This is a genomic window from Amycolatopsis azurea DSM 43854 (assembly GCF_001995215.1).
Lineage (GTDB): Bacteria > Actinomycetota > Actinomycetes > Mycobacteriales > Pseudonocardiaceae > Amycolatopsis > Amycolatopsis azurea.
In genome coordinates this window covers 1-15,997 of record NZ_MUXN01000009.1, presented here as the reverse complement: position 1 = coordinate 15,997, position 15,997 = coordinate 1, and the positions used below count along the sequence as shown (strand labels likewise).

14 protein-coding genes are annotated in these 15,997 nt (G+C 69.2%); 6 read left to right on the top strand and 8 right to left on the bottom strand.

Translation table 11 applies throughout. The features are described from left to right. Window positions 1-267 precede the first annotated feature (267 nt). From B0293_RS13695 to B0293_RS13670, 6 genes are read left to right on the top strand one after another with little or no spacing between them, the layout of a single operon-like run. Window positions 268-1,782, top strand: coding sequence for an FAD-dependent oxidoreductase (locus B0293_RS13695; RefSeq protein WP_005165844.1), 1,515 nt, complete (start codon window positions 268-270; stop codon window positions 1,780-1,782). Next, window positions 1,779-2,852 (top strand): alpha-hydroxy acid oxidase, encoded by a 1,074-nt coding sequence (locus B0293_RS13690; protein ID WP_005165845.1) that lies wholly within the window; start codon window positions 1,779-1,781, stop codon window positions 2,850-2,852. Before B0293_RS13695 ends, B0293_RS13690 begins: the two co-directional genes overlap by 4 nt. Beyond that, complete coding sequence (locus tag B0293_RS13685) at window positions 2,843-4,129, top strand: cytochrome P450 (protein ID WP_005165847.1); 1,287 nt, start codon at window positions 2,843-2,845, stop codon at window positions 4,127-4,129. Before B0293_RS13690 ends, B0293_RS13685 begins: the two co-directional genes overlap by 10 nt. Continuing rightward, window positions 4,126-5,199: a DUF6282 family protein gene (locus B0293_RS13680; protein ID WP_005165849.1), complete on the top strand. Its 1,074-nt coding sequence runs from the start codon at window positions 4,126-4,128 to the stop codon at window positions 5,197-5,199. The genes B0293_RS13685 and B0293_RS13680 overlap by 4 nt, the downstream gene beginning before the upstream one ends. Then, on the top strand, window positions 5,199-6,536 hold the full coding sequence (locus tag B0293_RS13675) for an aldehyde dehydrogenase family protein (protein ID WP_005165851.1): 1,338 nt from the start codon (window positions 5,199-5,201) through the stop codon (window positions 6,534-6,536). Before B0293_RS13680 ends, B0293_RS13675 begins: the two co-directional genes overlap by 1 nt. Next, entirely contained in the window at window positions 6,533-7,423 is an 891-nt protein-coding gene (locus B0293_RS13670) for a hypothetical protein (RefSeq protein WP_005165853.1), read from the top strand. Before B0293_RS13675 ends, B0293_RS13670 begins: the two co-directional genes overlap by 4 nt. 3 nt (window positions 7,424-7,426) lie before the next feature. Here the strand turns inward: B0293_RS13670 and B0293_RS13665 are convergent, their stop codons facing one another. From B0293_RS13665 to B0293_RS13630, 8 genes are all read right to left on the bottom strand, one after another. Beyond that, window positions 7,427-9,229 (bottom strand): hypothetical protein, encoded by a 1,803-nt coding sequence (locus tag B0293_RS13665; protein ID WP_005165855.1) that lies wholly within the window; start codon window positions 9,227-9,229, stop codon window positions 7,427-7,429. Window positions 9,230-9,238: 9 nt separating this feature from the next. Next, window positions 9,239-10,315 carry a serpin family protein gene (locus B0293_RS13660; protein ID WP_039919482.1) on the bottom strand — a complete coding sequence of 359 codons (1,077 nt, stop codon included), beginning with the start codon at window positions 10,313-10,315 and terminating at the stop codon, window positions 9,239-9,241. Between the two features lie 138 nt (window positions 10,316-10,453). Then, window positions 10,454-11,722 carry a deoxyguanosinetriphosphate triphosphohydrolase gene (locus B0293_RS13655; RefSeq protein ID WP_005165860.1) on the bottom strand — a complete coding sequence of 423 codons (1,269 nt, stop codon included), beginning with the start codon at window positions 11,720-11,722 and terminating at the stop codon, window positions 10,454-10,456. A 38-nt stretch (window positions 11,723-11,760) separates the two neighbouring features. Further along, the gene (locus tag B0293_RS13650; RefSeq protein ID WP_005165862.1) at window positions 11,761-12,393 is read right to left on the bottom strand and encodes a YdcF family protein; all 633 of its coding nucleotides are present in this window, start codon (window positions 12,391-12,393) and stop codon (window positions 11,761-11,763) included. Window positions 12,394-12,425: 32 nt separating this feature from the next. Beyond that, on the bottom strand, window positions 12,426-13,031 hold the full coding sequence (locus B0293_RS13645) for a response regulator transcription factor (RefSeq protein WP_005165864.1): 606 nt from the start codon (window positions 13,029-13,031) through the stop codon (window positions 12,426-12,428). Further along, the gene (locus B0293_RS13640) at window positions 13,028-14,224 is read right to left on the bottom strand and encodes a sensor histidine kinase (protein WP_005165865.1); all 1,197 of its coding nucleotides are present in this window, start codon (window positions 14,222-14,224) and stop codon (window positions 13,028-13,030) included. Before B0293_RS13640 ends, B0293_RS13645 begins: the two co-directional genes overlap by 4 nt. Before the next feature lie 15 nt (window positions 14,225-14,239). Next, window positions 14,240-14,968: an ABC transporter permease gene (locus B0293_RS13635; protein WP_005165866.1), complete on the bottom strand. Its 729-nt coding sequence runs from the start codon at window positions 14,966-14,968 to the stop codon at window positions 14,240-14,242. After that, on the bottom strand, window positions 14,965-15,888 hold the full coding sequence (locus tag B0293_RS13630; RefSeq protein ID WP_005165867.1) for an ABC transporter ATP-binding protein: 924 nt from the start codon (window positions 15,886-15,888) through the stop codon (window positions 14,965-14,967). Before B0293_RS13630 ends, B0293_RS13635 begins: the two co-directional genes overlap by 4 nt. Window positions 15,889-15,997 lie beyond the last annotated feature (109 nt).

Genomic DNA, 15,997 nt, shown 5'->3' with positions numbered 1-15,997 from the left:
TTTCCGATCACGGAGAGAGATCGGAAAACGATGGATCGGCCCAACGCGATTCCCGGGGAACGGGACGAAATGAAGAACTTACTGTCGGTACGCTGTCGAACCTACTTTAGTCATCGTCCGCCCGGGTAGGTGACGATTAGCCTTTTCGCCGGAACCCCCATTCGATCATCGAAGGTACGCTGTCGTTCAGCAACCCCCTCGAAAAACCGGTGCCGCCACATCGGTTTATTCGGCGATCCCTCCGCTCTCTCCCCTCGGAGGAAACACATGGACTATCTCGTCATCGGCGCGGGCCCGGCGGGTCTTCAACTCGGACATTTCCTCCAGCGAGCCGGAAGAGATCACGTCGTACTGGAAGCGGAAGACGCACCCGGCTCGTACTTCCGCACATTTCCGCGGCACCGGAAACTGATCTCGATCAACAAACCGCACACCGGCTGGACCGATCCCGAACTGAATCTCCGGATGGACTGGAATTCCCTGCTGTCCGACGATCCGGACCTGCGGTTCACCCGCTACACCGAGGAGTACTTCCCTTCTGCCGACCTCCTGGTCGACTACTTCGCCGACTACGCGGCAAAAACGGGCGTCCAGGTCGAATACGGGACACGGGTGACCTCGATCGACCGGGACACCGAATTCCGGGTCGCCACCGACACCGGCAGGACCTACTCCGCGAAACGGGTCATCGTCGCGACCGGACTGGCCCGCCCGTTCGTCCCCGACATCCCCGGAATCGAAACGACGGAATCGTACGACGAGGTTTCGGTAGATCCCCGGGATTTCACCGATCAACGGGTGCTGATCCTCGGCAAGGGGAACTCGGCGTTCGAAACCGCCGACAATCTCGTCGCGAACGCGGCGCTGATCCACGTACTCGGCCCGGAGTCGCTCCGGTTCGCCTGGCGCACGCATTTCTCGGGCGATCTACGCGCGGTGAACAACAACTTCCTCGACACCTATCAGTTGAAATCGCAGAACCTGGTCCTCGACGCCACCGTGGAAAGGATCGAGCTCCGCGACGCGGAATACCACGTGACCCTCCGCTATTCCCGCAGGCCGAAGACCGTGACACTGGTCTACGACCGGGTCGTCACCTGCACCGGGTTCCGGATGGACACCGGCATCTTCACCGATCGGGTGAGCCCCCGCCTGACGATGAACGACCGGTTCGCCGACCTGACCCCGGCCTGGGAATCGGCGACCGTGCCCGGCCTGTACTTCGCGGGCACGCTGACCCAGGTCCTCGACCGCCGCAAGTTCACCAGCAGCGTCCTGCACGGTTTCCGCTACGGCGTCCGCGCCCTGCACCACGTGCTCGAACAGCGCTACGAGGGCACCGCGTGGCCGGGTACGGACCTGCCCGCCGATCCGGACGTCGTGGCGGGCGCGATCCTGGCCCGGGTGAACCGCAGTTCCGGGCTGTGGAACCAGTTCGGCTTCCTCGCCGACGTACTGGTGCTGAACGACGACGGCACGTCCCGGCTGCTGGAGGAGATGCCGGTCGGGCTCGCCCTCGCGGAGCGGCCCGGCACGCGTTTCGTCACGATCACCCTGGAGTACGGCTCGGGCTATCCCGAAATCGACCCCTTCGACGTCAGCGCGGGACGGGCCTGGGAGGACGACCCCGCGACCGAGTCGCTGTACATGCACCCCGTGCTGCGCCGGTACCGCGACGGCGAACTCGTCGAGACGCGGCATCTCCCCGAAGACGTCGCCAACGACTGGACGGGCGAGGCCGAGTACCGCGCCCCGGTCCGCGACCTGGTGGCCGTCCGGTGACCGGGCCGGTCAACCTCCGCGAGGTCGAGCAGGCCGCCCGTGCCCTGCTCGACAAGGTCCGCGACGACTACTTCGCCGGCGGCGCGCAGGACGAAGTCACCGTGCGGGACAACGAATCCGCGTTCGAACGGCTCGCGCTCGTCCCCCGGGTCCTGACCGGCGCGGGCGAGCCGTCGCCGGAAGTGACCGTCCTGGGTGAACGCGCGTCGATGCCGGTCCTGCTGGCGCCGACGGCGTTCCACGAGCTCGCGCATCCCGAGGGCGAACGCGCCACCGCCCGCGCGGCGGCGGCCGCGGGCACGATCCTGATCTCGGCGATGCTGTCGACGGTGGCGATCGAGGACATCGCCGCCGAGGCCCGCAAGGTGTCCTCTGAGCACGAACCGCCGATCTGGTTCCAGCTCTACCTCCAGCCCGACCTGGGCTTCACCGAGGCGATCGTCCGTCGGGCGGAGGCGGCGGGCTGCCGCGCGCTGGTGGTCACCGCCGACTCCCCCGCCCTCGGCAGGCACGAACGCAACGACCGCAACGACTTCCACGACCTCCCGCCCGGGATGAAATGCCCGAACCTGGCCGAGCAGGCGGGCGAGGTCCGCAACGTCGTGCTCTCGCCCGAGATCTCGTGGCGACACATCGAGTGGCTGCGCGAGACGACGTCGCTGCCGATCCTGCTCAAGGGTGTGCTCCATCCCGACGACGCCCGGCTCGCCGTCGAGCACGGCGCCGACGGCGTGATCGTGTCCAACCACGGCGGGCGGCAGCTCGACACCACCCCGCCGTCGATCCGGCTGCTCCCCCGGATCGCCGACGCCGTCGAAGGCCGCGTCCCGGTCCTGCTCGACGGCGGCGTCCGCCGAGGCACGGACGTGGTCAAGGCCCTCGCCCTCGGCGCGCGGGCGGTGGCGATCGGCCGTCCGGTCGTCTGGGGTCTCGCCTACGACGGCGAGGCCGGTGTCACCAAGGTCCTGGACCTGCTGCGCCGGGAAATCGTCAACGCGCTGACCTTGTGCGGGTACGCCGACCCGGCCGCCGTCCGCCGCGATCTGGTGGAGGAGGTGCCATGGCGCTGACCGCGCTCCGCAACTGGGTCTTCGCCAGGGTCAACGGCCAGGAGGCGGTGCCGATCCCCGGCGACACCGTCGGGATCGAGCACTTCCGCGAGGTCTACGCGCATCCGAACGCCGACGGCCGCAGCGAGGGCGCCGTCCTGTCCGACCTCTTCTGGTACTGGCTGGCCCCGGGACCGCAGGTCCACCAGGAACATCTCGAACCCGGCGAACGCTACGCCGAGGTCGCCCGCGCCACCCGGCGCTTCCTGGCGCGCCCGCACGCCGAAAGCGCCGAACGGGCCACGCGGGCGGCGGAACGGGTCCTGGACGAGAAGCCGGAGCGCGTCCGGCTGGTCCGCCTGCGCGACGAGATGATGCCGATCTGGGCGGAGTTCTACTACGAGCTGGTGTTCGGCGAACCGTGTCCCCGGCACGCGCGGGACCTGATCGTGGCCAACGCGACCGACGTCGTCACCGCGCTGAAATGCCTGGGGCTTCGGCACATGGGCAGGCGGGCGGCACTCACCCGGTATCTGACGGAGAAGCTGCGCGAGCGTCCTTTGTCGCTGCCACAACGGCTTTCCCCCGAAGAACAGGTCCTGTACCTGCAAGGCACCTTCTTCAACACCGCCGTCGTGCAGTCCTCGGAGGCGATGACCCACCTGCTGCTGGCCATCGCGCACCATCCGGAGGTGCAGGCACGCCTGCGCACCGAACCCGGCGACGCCTACCTCGACCGGGTCCTGTCCGAATCCTTCCGCCGGTACCCGCTGTTCGGGATCGCGCACCGGATCAGCTCGGGCGAGATCACCGTCGACGAACACACGACGCTGCCCGCCGGTTCGGTGCTGTGCTTCAACTACGCGGATTTCCACGCGACCGGGTTCACCGATCCGGAGCACTTCGACCCGGACCGCTGGGAGCACCGGAGCGCGGCGCGGGCGAACCACATCCCGTTCGGCGTCACCGCGAACCGTCCGTGCCCCGCCAAGGGAATGGTGCCGCCCACGATGCGCGCGGTCGCGAAGACCGTGCTGTCGCGGTACCTCCTGAGTTCCACGGCGACGCACGTCCGCTCGATCCCCAACCGGGGGCCGTGCGTGCTGCGGCCGGTGGACGGTCCCGGCTCGGATCGGTTGCTGCTGCGGTATCTCCGCGTGCGGGACCGCGCCGGGGAGGTCCGGCGCGACGTGGTCCAGCTGGTGCTCGGCACCTACATGGTGCTCGACGCGCGCCGGAAACGGCTCGCCCAAAGCTATTTCGCGACCCACGACGCCGAAGGACGGGTGAGAAGATGAACGACGCGGCCGAGATGGACGACGAGAAGGAATACCTCGCCGAGGCGAAGCTGCGGCGGCGGAACAACGCCCCGCACGACCGGTTCCTGTCCTCCTACCGGGCCCGGATGGGCTACCGGGGCGACGTCCTCGTGCCGCCCGCGGTGTTCGGCGTCGAAGGCGCCGTCGACATCCACTGCCACGGTCACGAAGGACAGCAGGACGGCCTGTCGATCGCGAAACTCGCGTCCGCCAGCGGCGTGAAAGGCCTGCTGTTCAAGAGCATCGTCTGGCGGGCGCGCACCGACGTCGCCGGTCCCGCCGGTGTCGTCCGCGAGGTCGAAGGCGAACTACGGAAGTGGTGCGACGAGGCCGAGGTGCCGCCGACGCGGCTGTGGTCCGGCTGGATCACCACCGACACCATGGGCCTGTCCATCCCGGAACAGGCGCGCAAACAGCTGGCCGACGGCGTCTCGGCGGTGTGGATGCCGGTGTTCCGCAGCGCCAACACCCTGAGCAAGGTCGGCGGCATGAGCAGCTGGTGGGGCGAGGAACCCAGCGTGTGGACCGATCCGCTGCCGTGGGACAAGGCGCTGCGCGTCGGGACGTACACCCTCGACGAGCGCGGGAAGCTCAAACCCGAGTACCGCGAGGTGTTCAAGATGGTCGCGGACCACGACGTGATGATCTCGTTCGCGCACGCGACCCACGCCGAAATCTTCGAGATGGCCGAACAGGTCCGCGAACTGGGCATCACGAAGGCGGTCATCGACCATCCGTTCAGCCCGTTCATCGATCTCTCGCTGGAGCAGATGCGGGAACTCACGTCCGCGGGCGTCTACCTGAACTTCACCTACGACGAGATCTCGCCGCTGCTCGGCGTCGACCCGGCCGAGATGTGCCGGACCATCCAGGCGCTCGGCACCGAATACGTCACGCTGTCCAGCGACGCCGGGGAACCGTTGTTCCCCAACACGGTCGAGGCGCTGCGGCTGCTGCGCGCGCATATGGAGGCCTTCGGGCTCACCAAGGAGGAGGTCCACACGACGAGTTCGGTGAACCCGTCCAAACTGCTCGGCGCGGAGGACTGATGCTCGCCGTCGAGGATCCCGCGACCGGGCAGCGGATCACGACCGTCCCGGACGCCGGACCGGCCGATGTCGACAAAGCGGTACGCGCCGCCGTCGACGCCTGGCCGGCGTGGCGGGTCACGGACCGGCACGCGGCGCTGCTGTCGTGCGCCGCCGTCGTCGAGGAGGCCGCACCGGTGCTGGCCCCCGTGCTGACCGAAGAGCAAGGGAAGCCGCTGAGGGAGGCCGAAGCCGAGTTCACCAGGGCGGCGGCGCGGTTCCGGTACTTCGCCGGGCTGCGGATCGAACCCCAGGCCCTCGGCCGGACCGAGGTGCACCGGCGGCCGCTGGGCCCGGTCGCCGCGATCACGCCGTGGAACTTCCCCGTGCAGCTGGCCGTCGCGAAGCTCGCGCCCGCGTTCGCCGCGGGGAACACGGTGGTGCTCAAACCGTCGCCGCACACCCCGCTCACCACCCTGCACCTGGGCCGGATGCTGGCGGAGGTGCTGCCGCCGGGCGTGCTGACCGTGCTCACCGGACAGGATCCGCTCGGCGAGCGGCTGGTCACGCATCCCGGGATCCGGAAGATCAACTTCACCGGCTCGGTCGTGACCGGGAAGCACGTGGCCGCCGCGGCCGCGGCCGATCTGAAACGCCTGACGCTGGAGCTGGGCGGTAACGATCCCGCGATCGTCCTTCCCGGCACCGACCCGGCCGTCGTCGCGGAAAGACTGTTCTGGAGCGCTTTCGCCAACTGCGGGCAGATCTGCATGGCGATCAAACGGGTCTACGCCGTCGGGTCCGCGTACGACGGCGTCGTCGAGGCGCTGGCGGCCTTGGCGGCGAAGGCCGTGGTGGGCGACGGACGGACGCGCGGGACGCAGATCGGCCCGGTGAACAACCGGCCGCAGTACGACCGCGTCATCGGTCTCACCGAGGAAGCGCGGTCGGACGGCGCGCGGATCGTCACCGGCGGGCGGCTCGACGGCCCCGGGTACTTCTTCGCCCCGGCGATCCTCGCCGAGGCGCACGACGGGATGCGGGTGGTGGCCGAGGAACAGTTCGGCCCGGTACTGCCGGTCGTACGATGCTCCACAGTGGACGAAGCGGTCGGGCTCGCGAACGCCACGACGTTCGGCCTGTGCGGATCGGTGTGGGGTGCGGACGAGGAGCACGCCGCCGCGGTCGCGATGCGGCTCGAATGCGGGACGGTCTGGGTCAACGAGCATCTGGCCATGTCCCTCGACGAGCCGTTCGCGGGCTCGAAATGGAGCGGGCTCGGCGTTTCCGGTGGTACCTGGGGTATCGAGGGCAATACGGAACCGTTCGTCGTGCACCGTCCGGCAGGTGCGCGATGACCGCGCTCGAAACGGAGGTGAACCGGCGGCGTGTGGTGCTCGTCAGCGCTCTCGCGGGTTTCGTGCTGACCACCGTGTGGTCCGCGCAGTTCGTCGACACGGTGATCGGCGGTGGCGTCACCGAAACCGTGCTGGGCAAACCCGCGCAGTCGCCGATCGACGGCGTCGTCACGGGAGTGGTGTACGCGTTCGTGTCCGGTCTCGCGGGGACGTTCACGGGCTGCAATGTCGCGGTTTTCGGGGCCATGTCGCCGATGCTGGGCTCCGAAGGCGGCCGCTGGGCGCGGTTCCGCGCGACGCTCGCCCCGCTGCGGCTGCTGGCCGCCGGGATGATCGCCGTGTCCGCGCTCTACGGCGTCGTCGTCAGCCTGGTGGGCACGAAGATGCCGCAGTTCACCGGCGACCAGGCGCCGCTGGGCGAGCTGACCGCGCGCAACGTCCAGTCGATGGTGGTGTTCGGGCTCATCGGGGTTTCACTGACGTACCTGGGATTGGCGCAGCTCGGGTACGTCCGCGATCCGTTCTCCGCGCGGGCGCGCACGGTGTTCCTGGGCGCGCTGATCGGCGCGTTCCTGATCGGACGGCCGTGGGTGCTGTTCCGGCAGATCTTCCGCGACGCCGCGGAGAGCGGGAACCCGCTCTACGGCGCGGCGGCGTTCACGCTGCAATCGGTGGGGAACATCCTGGTGATGGCGATCCTGCTGATCCTGGTCAACGTCGCGGGCGGCGGGCTGCGGCGCTGGCTGGCGGCCAGGCCGGGGCGGATCGTGGCGCTGACCGCGGGCGCGCTGATCTTCACCGGCGTGTTCACGCTGTTCTACTGGGACGTGCGGATGCTCCAGTTCCGGGGGATCCTGCCGTGGTACCCGCTCGCCCCCTGGACCTGATGCTCAGGGGGTGATCGTCCGGACGTCCCAGACCCAGACGCCGTCGACGAACTCGGCGGGCTTCCGCAGCAGCAGATCCACCGTGGCCCGGAACGCGTCCTGGTGTTCGCGCGGGATCAGCACGAGCACGTCGGCGTTCCAGTACCGCAGATCCTCCAGTGCCTGCACCCGCTGCGACTCGGTGATCGTCGCGGGCACACCGGTCTGCTTGATCTGGTCGAAGATGATCGACGTCGGACGCTGGATGGCGCCGTAGCGGCCACGTTTGTCGTCCGGACCGCTCGGCCCAACGAAGTAGCCCTCCGGCATGGAGTAGCCGAGGCCCGCGTCGATCTGCCAGTGCAGCGGCTCGGATTCGCCGGAACTCGGCAACGGCACGGGCACCACGGTCCCGCCGGGCGCGACGTAGGACCGCCAGGTGCCGTCGGCGAGGAACTTCGGCGTCGGCGGCCGTTCCTTCACGATCAGCTGGGTCGGCGCGATCGGCAACAGTACCGCGATGACGACGCCGATCCACAGCAGCCGCAACGGGAATCGCCGCTCCCCCGGCACTTCCGGCAGCTTCGACGCGACCGCGTAGACGCGCTCGGTCGCCAGCGCCAGCAGCGCGCCGATCAGCGGGATGCAGCCCATCGCGAGCCGTGATTCCAGCAGCGATTCGAACAGCGGCAGTTCCGACAGGAGCTTCCAGGGCCCCGGGATCCCGGTCTCCTCGTGCACCACCACGAGTTGCACGCCGAGCGAGAGCCAGGCCATCACGAACATCGAGATCGCCAGCGCCCGCGCGAACACCTCGCGCCACAGCCAGACGGTGATGACCACCATCAGCACGATCAGCGGCCAGCCGAAGAAAGCGTTCTCCTCGGTCCGGTTCATCGACACGTCCGCGGCGGCCTGCGGCTGCCCGGCGACCGACTGCGTCGCGAAACGGGTGAAGGCGGCGGTGTCGTTCCCGACGGGGCCGTGTTCGATCGCCTGATAGCTCTGCGGACCGAAGAACTGCCACCACAGCGGATACGCGCACAGCACGAGCGCCACGAGGACACCGATGCCGACACCGATCCCGAGCGGTTTCGCCATCGGCCGGAACTCGCGGTGGTTCGTCGCGAAATAGGCGATGGCGAAGATCGCGAACGCCATCGCGAAGATCAGCAGCGGCTCTTCACCGAGGAAGATCTGGTACGCCGCCAGCAGCCCCAGGAAGATCCCGTTGCGGACCGGGCGCTCGCCGCGGGCGATCTTGAAGATCAGCAGCGCGATGAACGGCAGGACGAACCACGCGACGAAGTTCGGGTGCGCGTTGCCGTGCGAGATCATCGGCGGGGCGAACCCGATGAACGCGCCGCCGATGGCCGCGCCGACCCGGTGGGTGACCAGATGCCGTGAGAAGACCCAGTACCAGGCCGCCGCCGTGCCGGCGAGACCGCCGGTGAGCGCGATGGCCCAGGTGAGCGTCGGGCCGAAGGTGAGCGTGATCGGCGAAAGCGGGATGCCGATGCCGAGCATGGCCGTGTTGGCCATCAGGTTCACGCCGAGCGGATGGTTCTGGAAGTGCGAGCTGAGCGGGTTCCTCAGGTGCAGCACGTTGTCCGCGGTGACGGAGAAGAACCACTCCCACAGGTTCTGGTCCGACGCGCTGTTCCAGAGATAGCCCTCTTCGAGATCGAGCCAAAGCCCGTTGTAGAGCAGGAAGGCGAACAGCACGAAGGCGCCCATGATGGCGGCGTCGGCGGCCGCGAACCGGCGGGGTCTCGTGGGAGTCTCGTCGGCCTCCACGTCCGCCGCCTCAGCCTGGAAAAGACTCACTGACCATCCTCACGGCTCGACAACGCGGGCGAGAAAGTAGATCACACCCGTCGAGGCGTGCCTCACGAGCAGAAGGAAGGGACGATCGACGGTGACTTCGAGCGGTTCGTCGACCATGATCGACGTCAGCCGCATCAGCACCGCCGTCGCGGCGGCGCCTTCGAGGCCCTGTTCGTCGATGCGGAGCACGGACTGGTGGAGGACGTCGGACACTTCGAGCCGGTCGTCGTCGGCGAGCCCGGTGAGATCGGCGCCTGCGGTGAACATCGTCCGCACGCCGAGCTCCTTCAGTTTCGCCGTCAGCGGGCTGTCGACGTCCAGATCCAGCTTCGGCAGCGACAGGGCGAGCGTCCTGGACCGCGTGTTCTCCAGCAGTCGCGCAAGCTTGCCCGCGTCGAGCTCGGCGTCGTCGAGGTCGCCGTCGGGCAGCAGGACGATCGCCTCCACCCCGCCCTCGGCACCGAGGCGGACGACCTGCCAGCCGTCCTCGTGGGTGTGGTCGAGCTGCTTTTCGAGCCACATCGTCGGCACCGTACGGGTGCCGGACGGCGCGTGGAAGTCCGCGGGCGCGGTGTTGTCACGCGAGAACGGATTGTGCCAAGCGGTTTTGAGATACAGCGCGTTGACGATCGCCGCGACGGTGTCCGGCGCGACCGTCCCCGGCTTGAGCAGCTCGGGGATCAGTTCGCGGGTGGCCTCGGCGACGTCGGCGTTGATCAGCCGCCGCGCGCCCTCCGGGTCGTCGCCGAACGGGGCGCTCTCGACCTTGCCGCCCGGCCACGTGGCGATCTCCGCACGGAAGGACTCTTCGAGCGGGAGCCCGTCCCAGGCCCAGAGCGTGTTCGCGACCGCGAGTTCAGGGCCGTCGTCGAGCAGCGACGAGGCCTTGCCCAGCAGGTCGGCGAGCTCGTCCGGGTCGCCGAGCAGCGCGATCAGTTCTTCTCTGGTCTTCCCCTTGGCGGCCTGCGTCACCAGGCCGAGCGCGCTCGCGATCGAGTACGGCGAGAAGCACGCGTTCTCCGCGCGGCTCGCCAGCACCCGATAGAGGTCCAGACCAAACCGGAGGTGGCTTTCGACAGCGCCCATGCCGCAGACCGTACCGTGGACCGGCCCGTCCGTCTCCTGTCGATGAGTTCCGCGGTGACGCTCTCGCAGTACATGAAGGCCCCCATCCTGTACCTAGGCGCAAGGATGGGGCCTTCATGTACTTGGGCGAAGCCGTCCTCAGCCGTGGCGGCCGGTGTGCCAGGCGTGCCACGCGTACGCCTGCGCGTCCGTGAGCGAAGCCACCTGGTCGACGACCACGCGCAGGCGGGCCGCGTCGTCCGGGGCGGCCTCCCACGCGGGCAGGAACAGGCCGTCCAGCGCGTCCGGCGCGCGACGGCACAGCGCCCCGACCAGCTCGGCGAGCGTCTGACGCTGGCCGTCCTGCATCGCGAGACGCCGTTTGTCGCTCATCACGTACCGCAGCGCGAGCGCCTTGAACAACGCGACCTCGGCCGCGACCTGCTCCGGGACGACCAGCCGCGCGCCGTAGCGGCTGAGCGGGCCCTCGCCGTACACCTCCCGCGTCGCGCCGACGACCGCCGTCGCGAACCGGCCGACCAGTTCACTCGTGAGCCGCTTCAGCGCGACCTGGGCCTTGAGTGATCCGTCGAGTCCCGGTTCGGTGAGTTCCGCGACCACCGGCAGGTCGAGCAGTTCCTTCGCCGCACCCTCCAAAGTGGACTGGGACTGGTCCGAAAACCGCCGCGCGGCCTCGGCCACGGCCGCCCGCTCCTCGGCGTCGGCCAGTACCCGCAAGGAGATCCGGCCCGCGAGCACCCCGTCTTCGACGTCGTGCACGGAGTACGCGACATCGTCGGACCAGTCCATGATCTGCGCTTCCAGACAGGTGCGACGGTCCGGCGCGCCTTCGCGGATCCACGCGAACACCTCGGCGTCGTCGGCGTAGACGCCGTACTTCGGATTGCCTTCTTCACGCGGCCACGGGTACTTCGTCGAGGCGTCGAGGCAGGCGCGCGTGAGGTTCAGTCCGCCGACGGCCCCGCCTTCGAGCAGGACCTTGGGCTCCAGCCTGGTCAGGATCCGCAACGTCTGCGCGTTGCCCTCGAAACCACCGCACGACCGCGCGACCTCGTTCAGCGCGCGCTCGCCGTTGTGCCCGAACGGCGGATGCCCGATGTCGTGCGCGAGCCCGGCGGTGTCCACCAGATCCGGATCCGCGCCCAGTTCGTCCGCGATACCGCGGCCGATCTGCGCGACCTCCAGCGAATGCGTCAGCCGGGTGCGGGGCACGCCGCTGACCTCGGCGCCTTCACCGGGGCCGACCACCTGCGTCTTGCCGGCCAGCCGCCGCAGGGCCGCCGAGTGCAGCACCCGCGCGCGATCGCGGGCGAAGGCACTCCGCCCGTCCTTCGCGCCCTCCAGCGCCGCGCCCTTGGGCCGCTCGGGCAGCAGGCGCGCCCTGTCGGCCCCGGTGTAGGTGTCCACGCGACCAGCTTAAACGCGATCACCGACACTTATCGGGTTCAGACTTCCGCCGGGAACCTCGTGAGGCGGTAGTACAGCAGCGCGCCGGTCTCGCGGACGATGTAGCGGGCCTGCGTCTCGCGGGTCTGCACGATCGGGCCGCTGTGGGTGGGCGACGTCCAGGCCTCCAGCCCGAGGTCGTCGGCCATCACCCGTGCGCGGAAGGAATGCCACGGGTCGCTGACCAGCACGGCGGTCTTCCAGCCCCGCTTCTGCACCTGTTCGGCGACCGCGCGCAGGCTGCGCAGGGTGTCACTGCCCTCGCCGACCGGCAACGTCGCCGACGCGGGCACGCCGCGTTTGCGCAGCCATTGCGCGCCGGCCTGCCCCTCGGTGTAGTTGTCGTCGGCCCGCTTGCCGCCCGCAGTGACGATGACCTTCGCGACGCCCTGGTCGTACAGCGCCTTCGCCTTGGCCAGCCGCGACTGGAAGATCTCCGACGGCCTGCCGTTGTACTGGGCCGCGCCGAGCACCACGATCACGTCTGCCTGGTCGCGCACGTCCTCCCGCGCGACCTGCCAAACGCGGAACGCCGTCCCGCCGATCACCGCGACGACGATCAGCAGGAACCCCGCCAAGGTCCGGCGCACCCAGTTCGCGCGGGTGGGCTTGGTCCGTTCGGCGGTACTCACGGGGGAGATTCTCGCAGAGCCGCGAGTCGATCTCAGAGCCAGCCGTGCTCTTCCGCGAGCCGCACCGCCTCGGCCCGGGTCCTCGCCCCGGTCTTGCCGATCGCGGCCGAAAGATGGTTGCGCACGGTGCCTTCGGAAAGGTGCAGCGCACCGGCGATGTCCGCCACCGTGCTGCCGTCCTTGGCCGCCTTGAGGACGTCGTGCTCGCGTCCGGTCAGCGGGCTCGCGCCGGTGGCGAGCGATTCGGCGGCGAGCGCGGGATCGACCACTCGGAGTCCACTGTGGACTCTGCGGACGGCGTCGACGAGCTGCTCCGGCGGGGCGTCCTTGACCACGAATCCCGCCGCGCCCGCCGCCATCGCCCGCGAGAGGTACCCGGGCCTGCCGAAGGTGGTGCAGATGATGATCCGGCACGACGGCAGCGCGCCGTGCAGTTCGGCGGCGGCTTCGAGGCCGTCCTTTCCCGGCATCTGGACGTCGAGCAACGCGACGTCCGGGGCGGTTTCCTGCGCCCGTTGGAGCACCTCGTCACCCGTGCCGACCTGGGCGACCACCTCGATGTCGGTTTCGAGGCCGAGCACGGTGGCCAACGCCCCACGCACCATGGCCTGGTCGTCGGCGAGCAGGACCCGGATCACGCGCAGCCTCCAGCCGGTTCGGTGAGCGACGCCCGCGCGCCGCTCCGCACGGCGGATTCCGGTACCTCCGCGCGGACGAGCCATCCTCCCGCAGAAGGCGCCGTCGCGGTCAAGGTTCCGCCGACCGCTTCCAGCCTTTCGGTGAGCCCGCGCAGGCCGTTTCCGGCCGTGACCTCACCGCCGTCGCCGTCGTCTTCGACCTCCAGCCAGGTCTTGCCGAGGCGGACCTTGACCCGTTTCGCCCCGGAATGCCGGAGCACGTTCGTGACCGCCTCCCGCAGCACGTAGCCGAAGGTCCGCTGCAGGGCGGGATCGACGTTGTCCACCGCGTGCGGGAGGTCCGCGTCGATCTCGGCCGCCCGCAGCGCCGCCCGCGCCCCGGCGACCTCGGCCGAAAGCGACACCTCGCGATACTCGGAGACCGTGGCGCGGATGTCCGAGAGCGCGCTGCGGGTCAGGTTCTCGACGTCGCTGATCTCCTGGAGAGCGCGGGGATCGTCCTTGCCGCTCTCCAGGATCCGGCGGGCGAGCCCGGCCTTGACCGTGATGGTGGTGAGGCTGTGCCCCAGGATGTCGTGCAGGTCCCGCGCCAGTCGCTCGCGTTCATCCGCCACCGCGAGCGTCGCGATCTCCCGGTTCGCCGCCTCCAGCTTCCGTATCGCGCGGACCAGGTTCGCCATGAAGAACATCGCCGCCGTGATCGACGTGGTCGCCACCAGGTCACCGAAGTCGTCTTTCCCGATGGCCAGGTGGACGGCCAGCACCAGCAGCAGGGCACCGCCGTCCAGGATCAACGCCCACCCCGCCGGCAAGGTGAAGGACAGCACCGCTGTCGCGTAGATCAGGATGTACGGGTTGTTGTCGTGCAGGAACACCAGGGCGATGCCGATGAGCAGCATCACCACCGAGAAGGTGTAGGTCGTCTTCCGCCGGGAAGGCGAAAGGCTGAGCGGGAACAGCACGTAGCAGGCGCCGTAGGCGACCATGAGAGCGGCGATCACCAGCTCTTCACCGGTCACCCCATCGCTGAACAGCTCGACCGCGGTGGGGATGAAGCTGGGCAGGATGAAGGCGATGCCGAGGATGGCCCACCGTCCCGGCCGGGGTCCGCTGCCGGTCCTCGGCGGCATGTCCGACCACCAGTTCTCACGGTTGTTCAAACCCGTCTGCACCCTGCCCGGGTAGTCCTTCACCTGGTCACCCTTTTCTCAGACCCGCGCACTGTCTTTACGGTAACGCCTGACCACCAGCGCCCCGAGGACCACGGTCCACGCCGCCAGCACACCCAGCGCGGCCGGGAGGCTCACCGTGAGATGGTCGGTGACCACCGGCCGGACGAGCTGGATCAGCCAGTACGTCGGCGTCACCTGGGCGATGTCGGCCATCCACGACGGCATCCCGTCGATCGGGATCCACAGGCCGCCGAGGAAGCCCATCCCCATCATGACGATCATGTTCATCGGCTGCATCGACTCCGGCGTGCCGAACTGACCCAGCAGCAGGCCGAGCAGCACCAGCGGGATCGCGCCGAGCCAGATGCCGAGCACCAGCCGCAGCCAGCCGGCGGCGTCGAGGTGGACCCCCTGGACCAGGACGCCGACCAGCGGGACGACGAGCAGCGACGGAAGCGCGACGAGCATCGCCGACAGCGCCTTGCCACCGAGGTAGCCGGTGCCGGTCAACGGGGTCAACCGCAGCTGGCGCTGCCAGCCCGTGGACCGCTCGATGGCCAGTTTCGCGCCGCTCGTCATCGCGGCGGAGAAGGTTCCGAAGGCCATCATGTTGACCATGATCACCCCGGAGATGTCCACGCTGGCGGTGCTGAAAACGTTGGCCTGCAACAGGAACATCAGCACCGGGAAGGCGACCGCGAAGAACACGAACCGCGTCGAGCGGAAGGTGCGGACGATCTCGGTCTTGAGATAGGTCGGGTTCATCGGACGGCGTCCTCGGTGTCTTCGGTGGTCAGGGAAAGGAACGCGCCTTCGAGGCCGACGGCGCTGATCTCGATGTCGTGCGCTTCGGGGACTTCGGTCATCAGGGCCCGCAGCGTGGCGTCGGAATCGGAGCTGGAGATCGCGACGCGGCCGCCTCGGAGTTCGAACCCGGTGATCGCGGGCAGCCCCGCGATCACCGGCTCCGCCGCAGCGGGTACCGCCGCGCGGATCGTGCGGCCCCCTGCCATCGCACGCACCTGCGCGACCGAACCGTCCGCGACGATCCGCCCCGACCGCATCAGCACGACCCGGTCGGCGAACTCTTCGGCCTCTTCGAGGTAGTGGGTCGCGAACAGGACCGTGCGACCGGAGTTCGTGTACTCGTACATGGACTTCCAGAACTCGCGGCGCGTGCCGACGTCCATCGCGGCGGTCGGCTCGTCGAGGATCAGCAGATCCGGGTCGCTCACCAGCGCGACCGCGAACCGCACGCGCTGCTTCTGCCCGCCGGAAAGCTTGGTGGAGCGCCGGTTCGCGATGTCCTCGATCCCGGCGCGGCGCAGCGCCTCGCGCACCGGCATCGGCTTGCGGTGCAGCGCGGCGACCATGCCGACGGTCTCGGCGACCGTGAGGTCCTCGACGAGCGCGCCGCCCTGCAGCATCGCGCCGATCATCCCGTCGCCGACCGCGTCGCCCGGCTTCCGCCCGAAGACGCTCACGGTGCCGCTGTCGGGCACGGAAAGGCCCAGGATCATGTCGACGGTGGTGGATTTGCCCGCGCCGTTGGGGCCGAGGAGGGCGACCACCTCGCCCGGCGCGATCGTGAGGTCCACGCCGTCGACGGCGTGGACGTCGCCATAGTGCTTACGCAGGCCGGAAAGTCGTACCGCCGCCCCCGCGGTGATGTCTTGTTCTCCCATGCCTAGAGCTTGTCGCGCTCAGGCTTTCCGGCCGTGGGCCACGCGTCACGACCTGGGGGTGACAGTTGTCAGGGGTGGGGGCGTCCTAAGGTCCGTGAAGGCCTCCTTG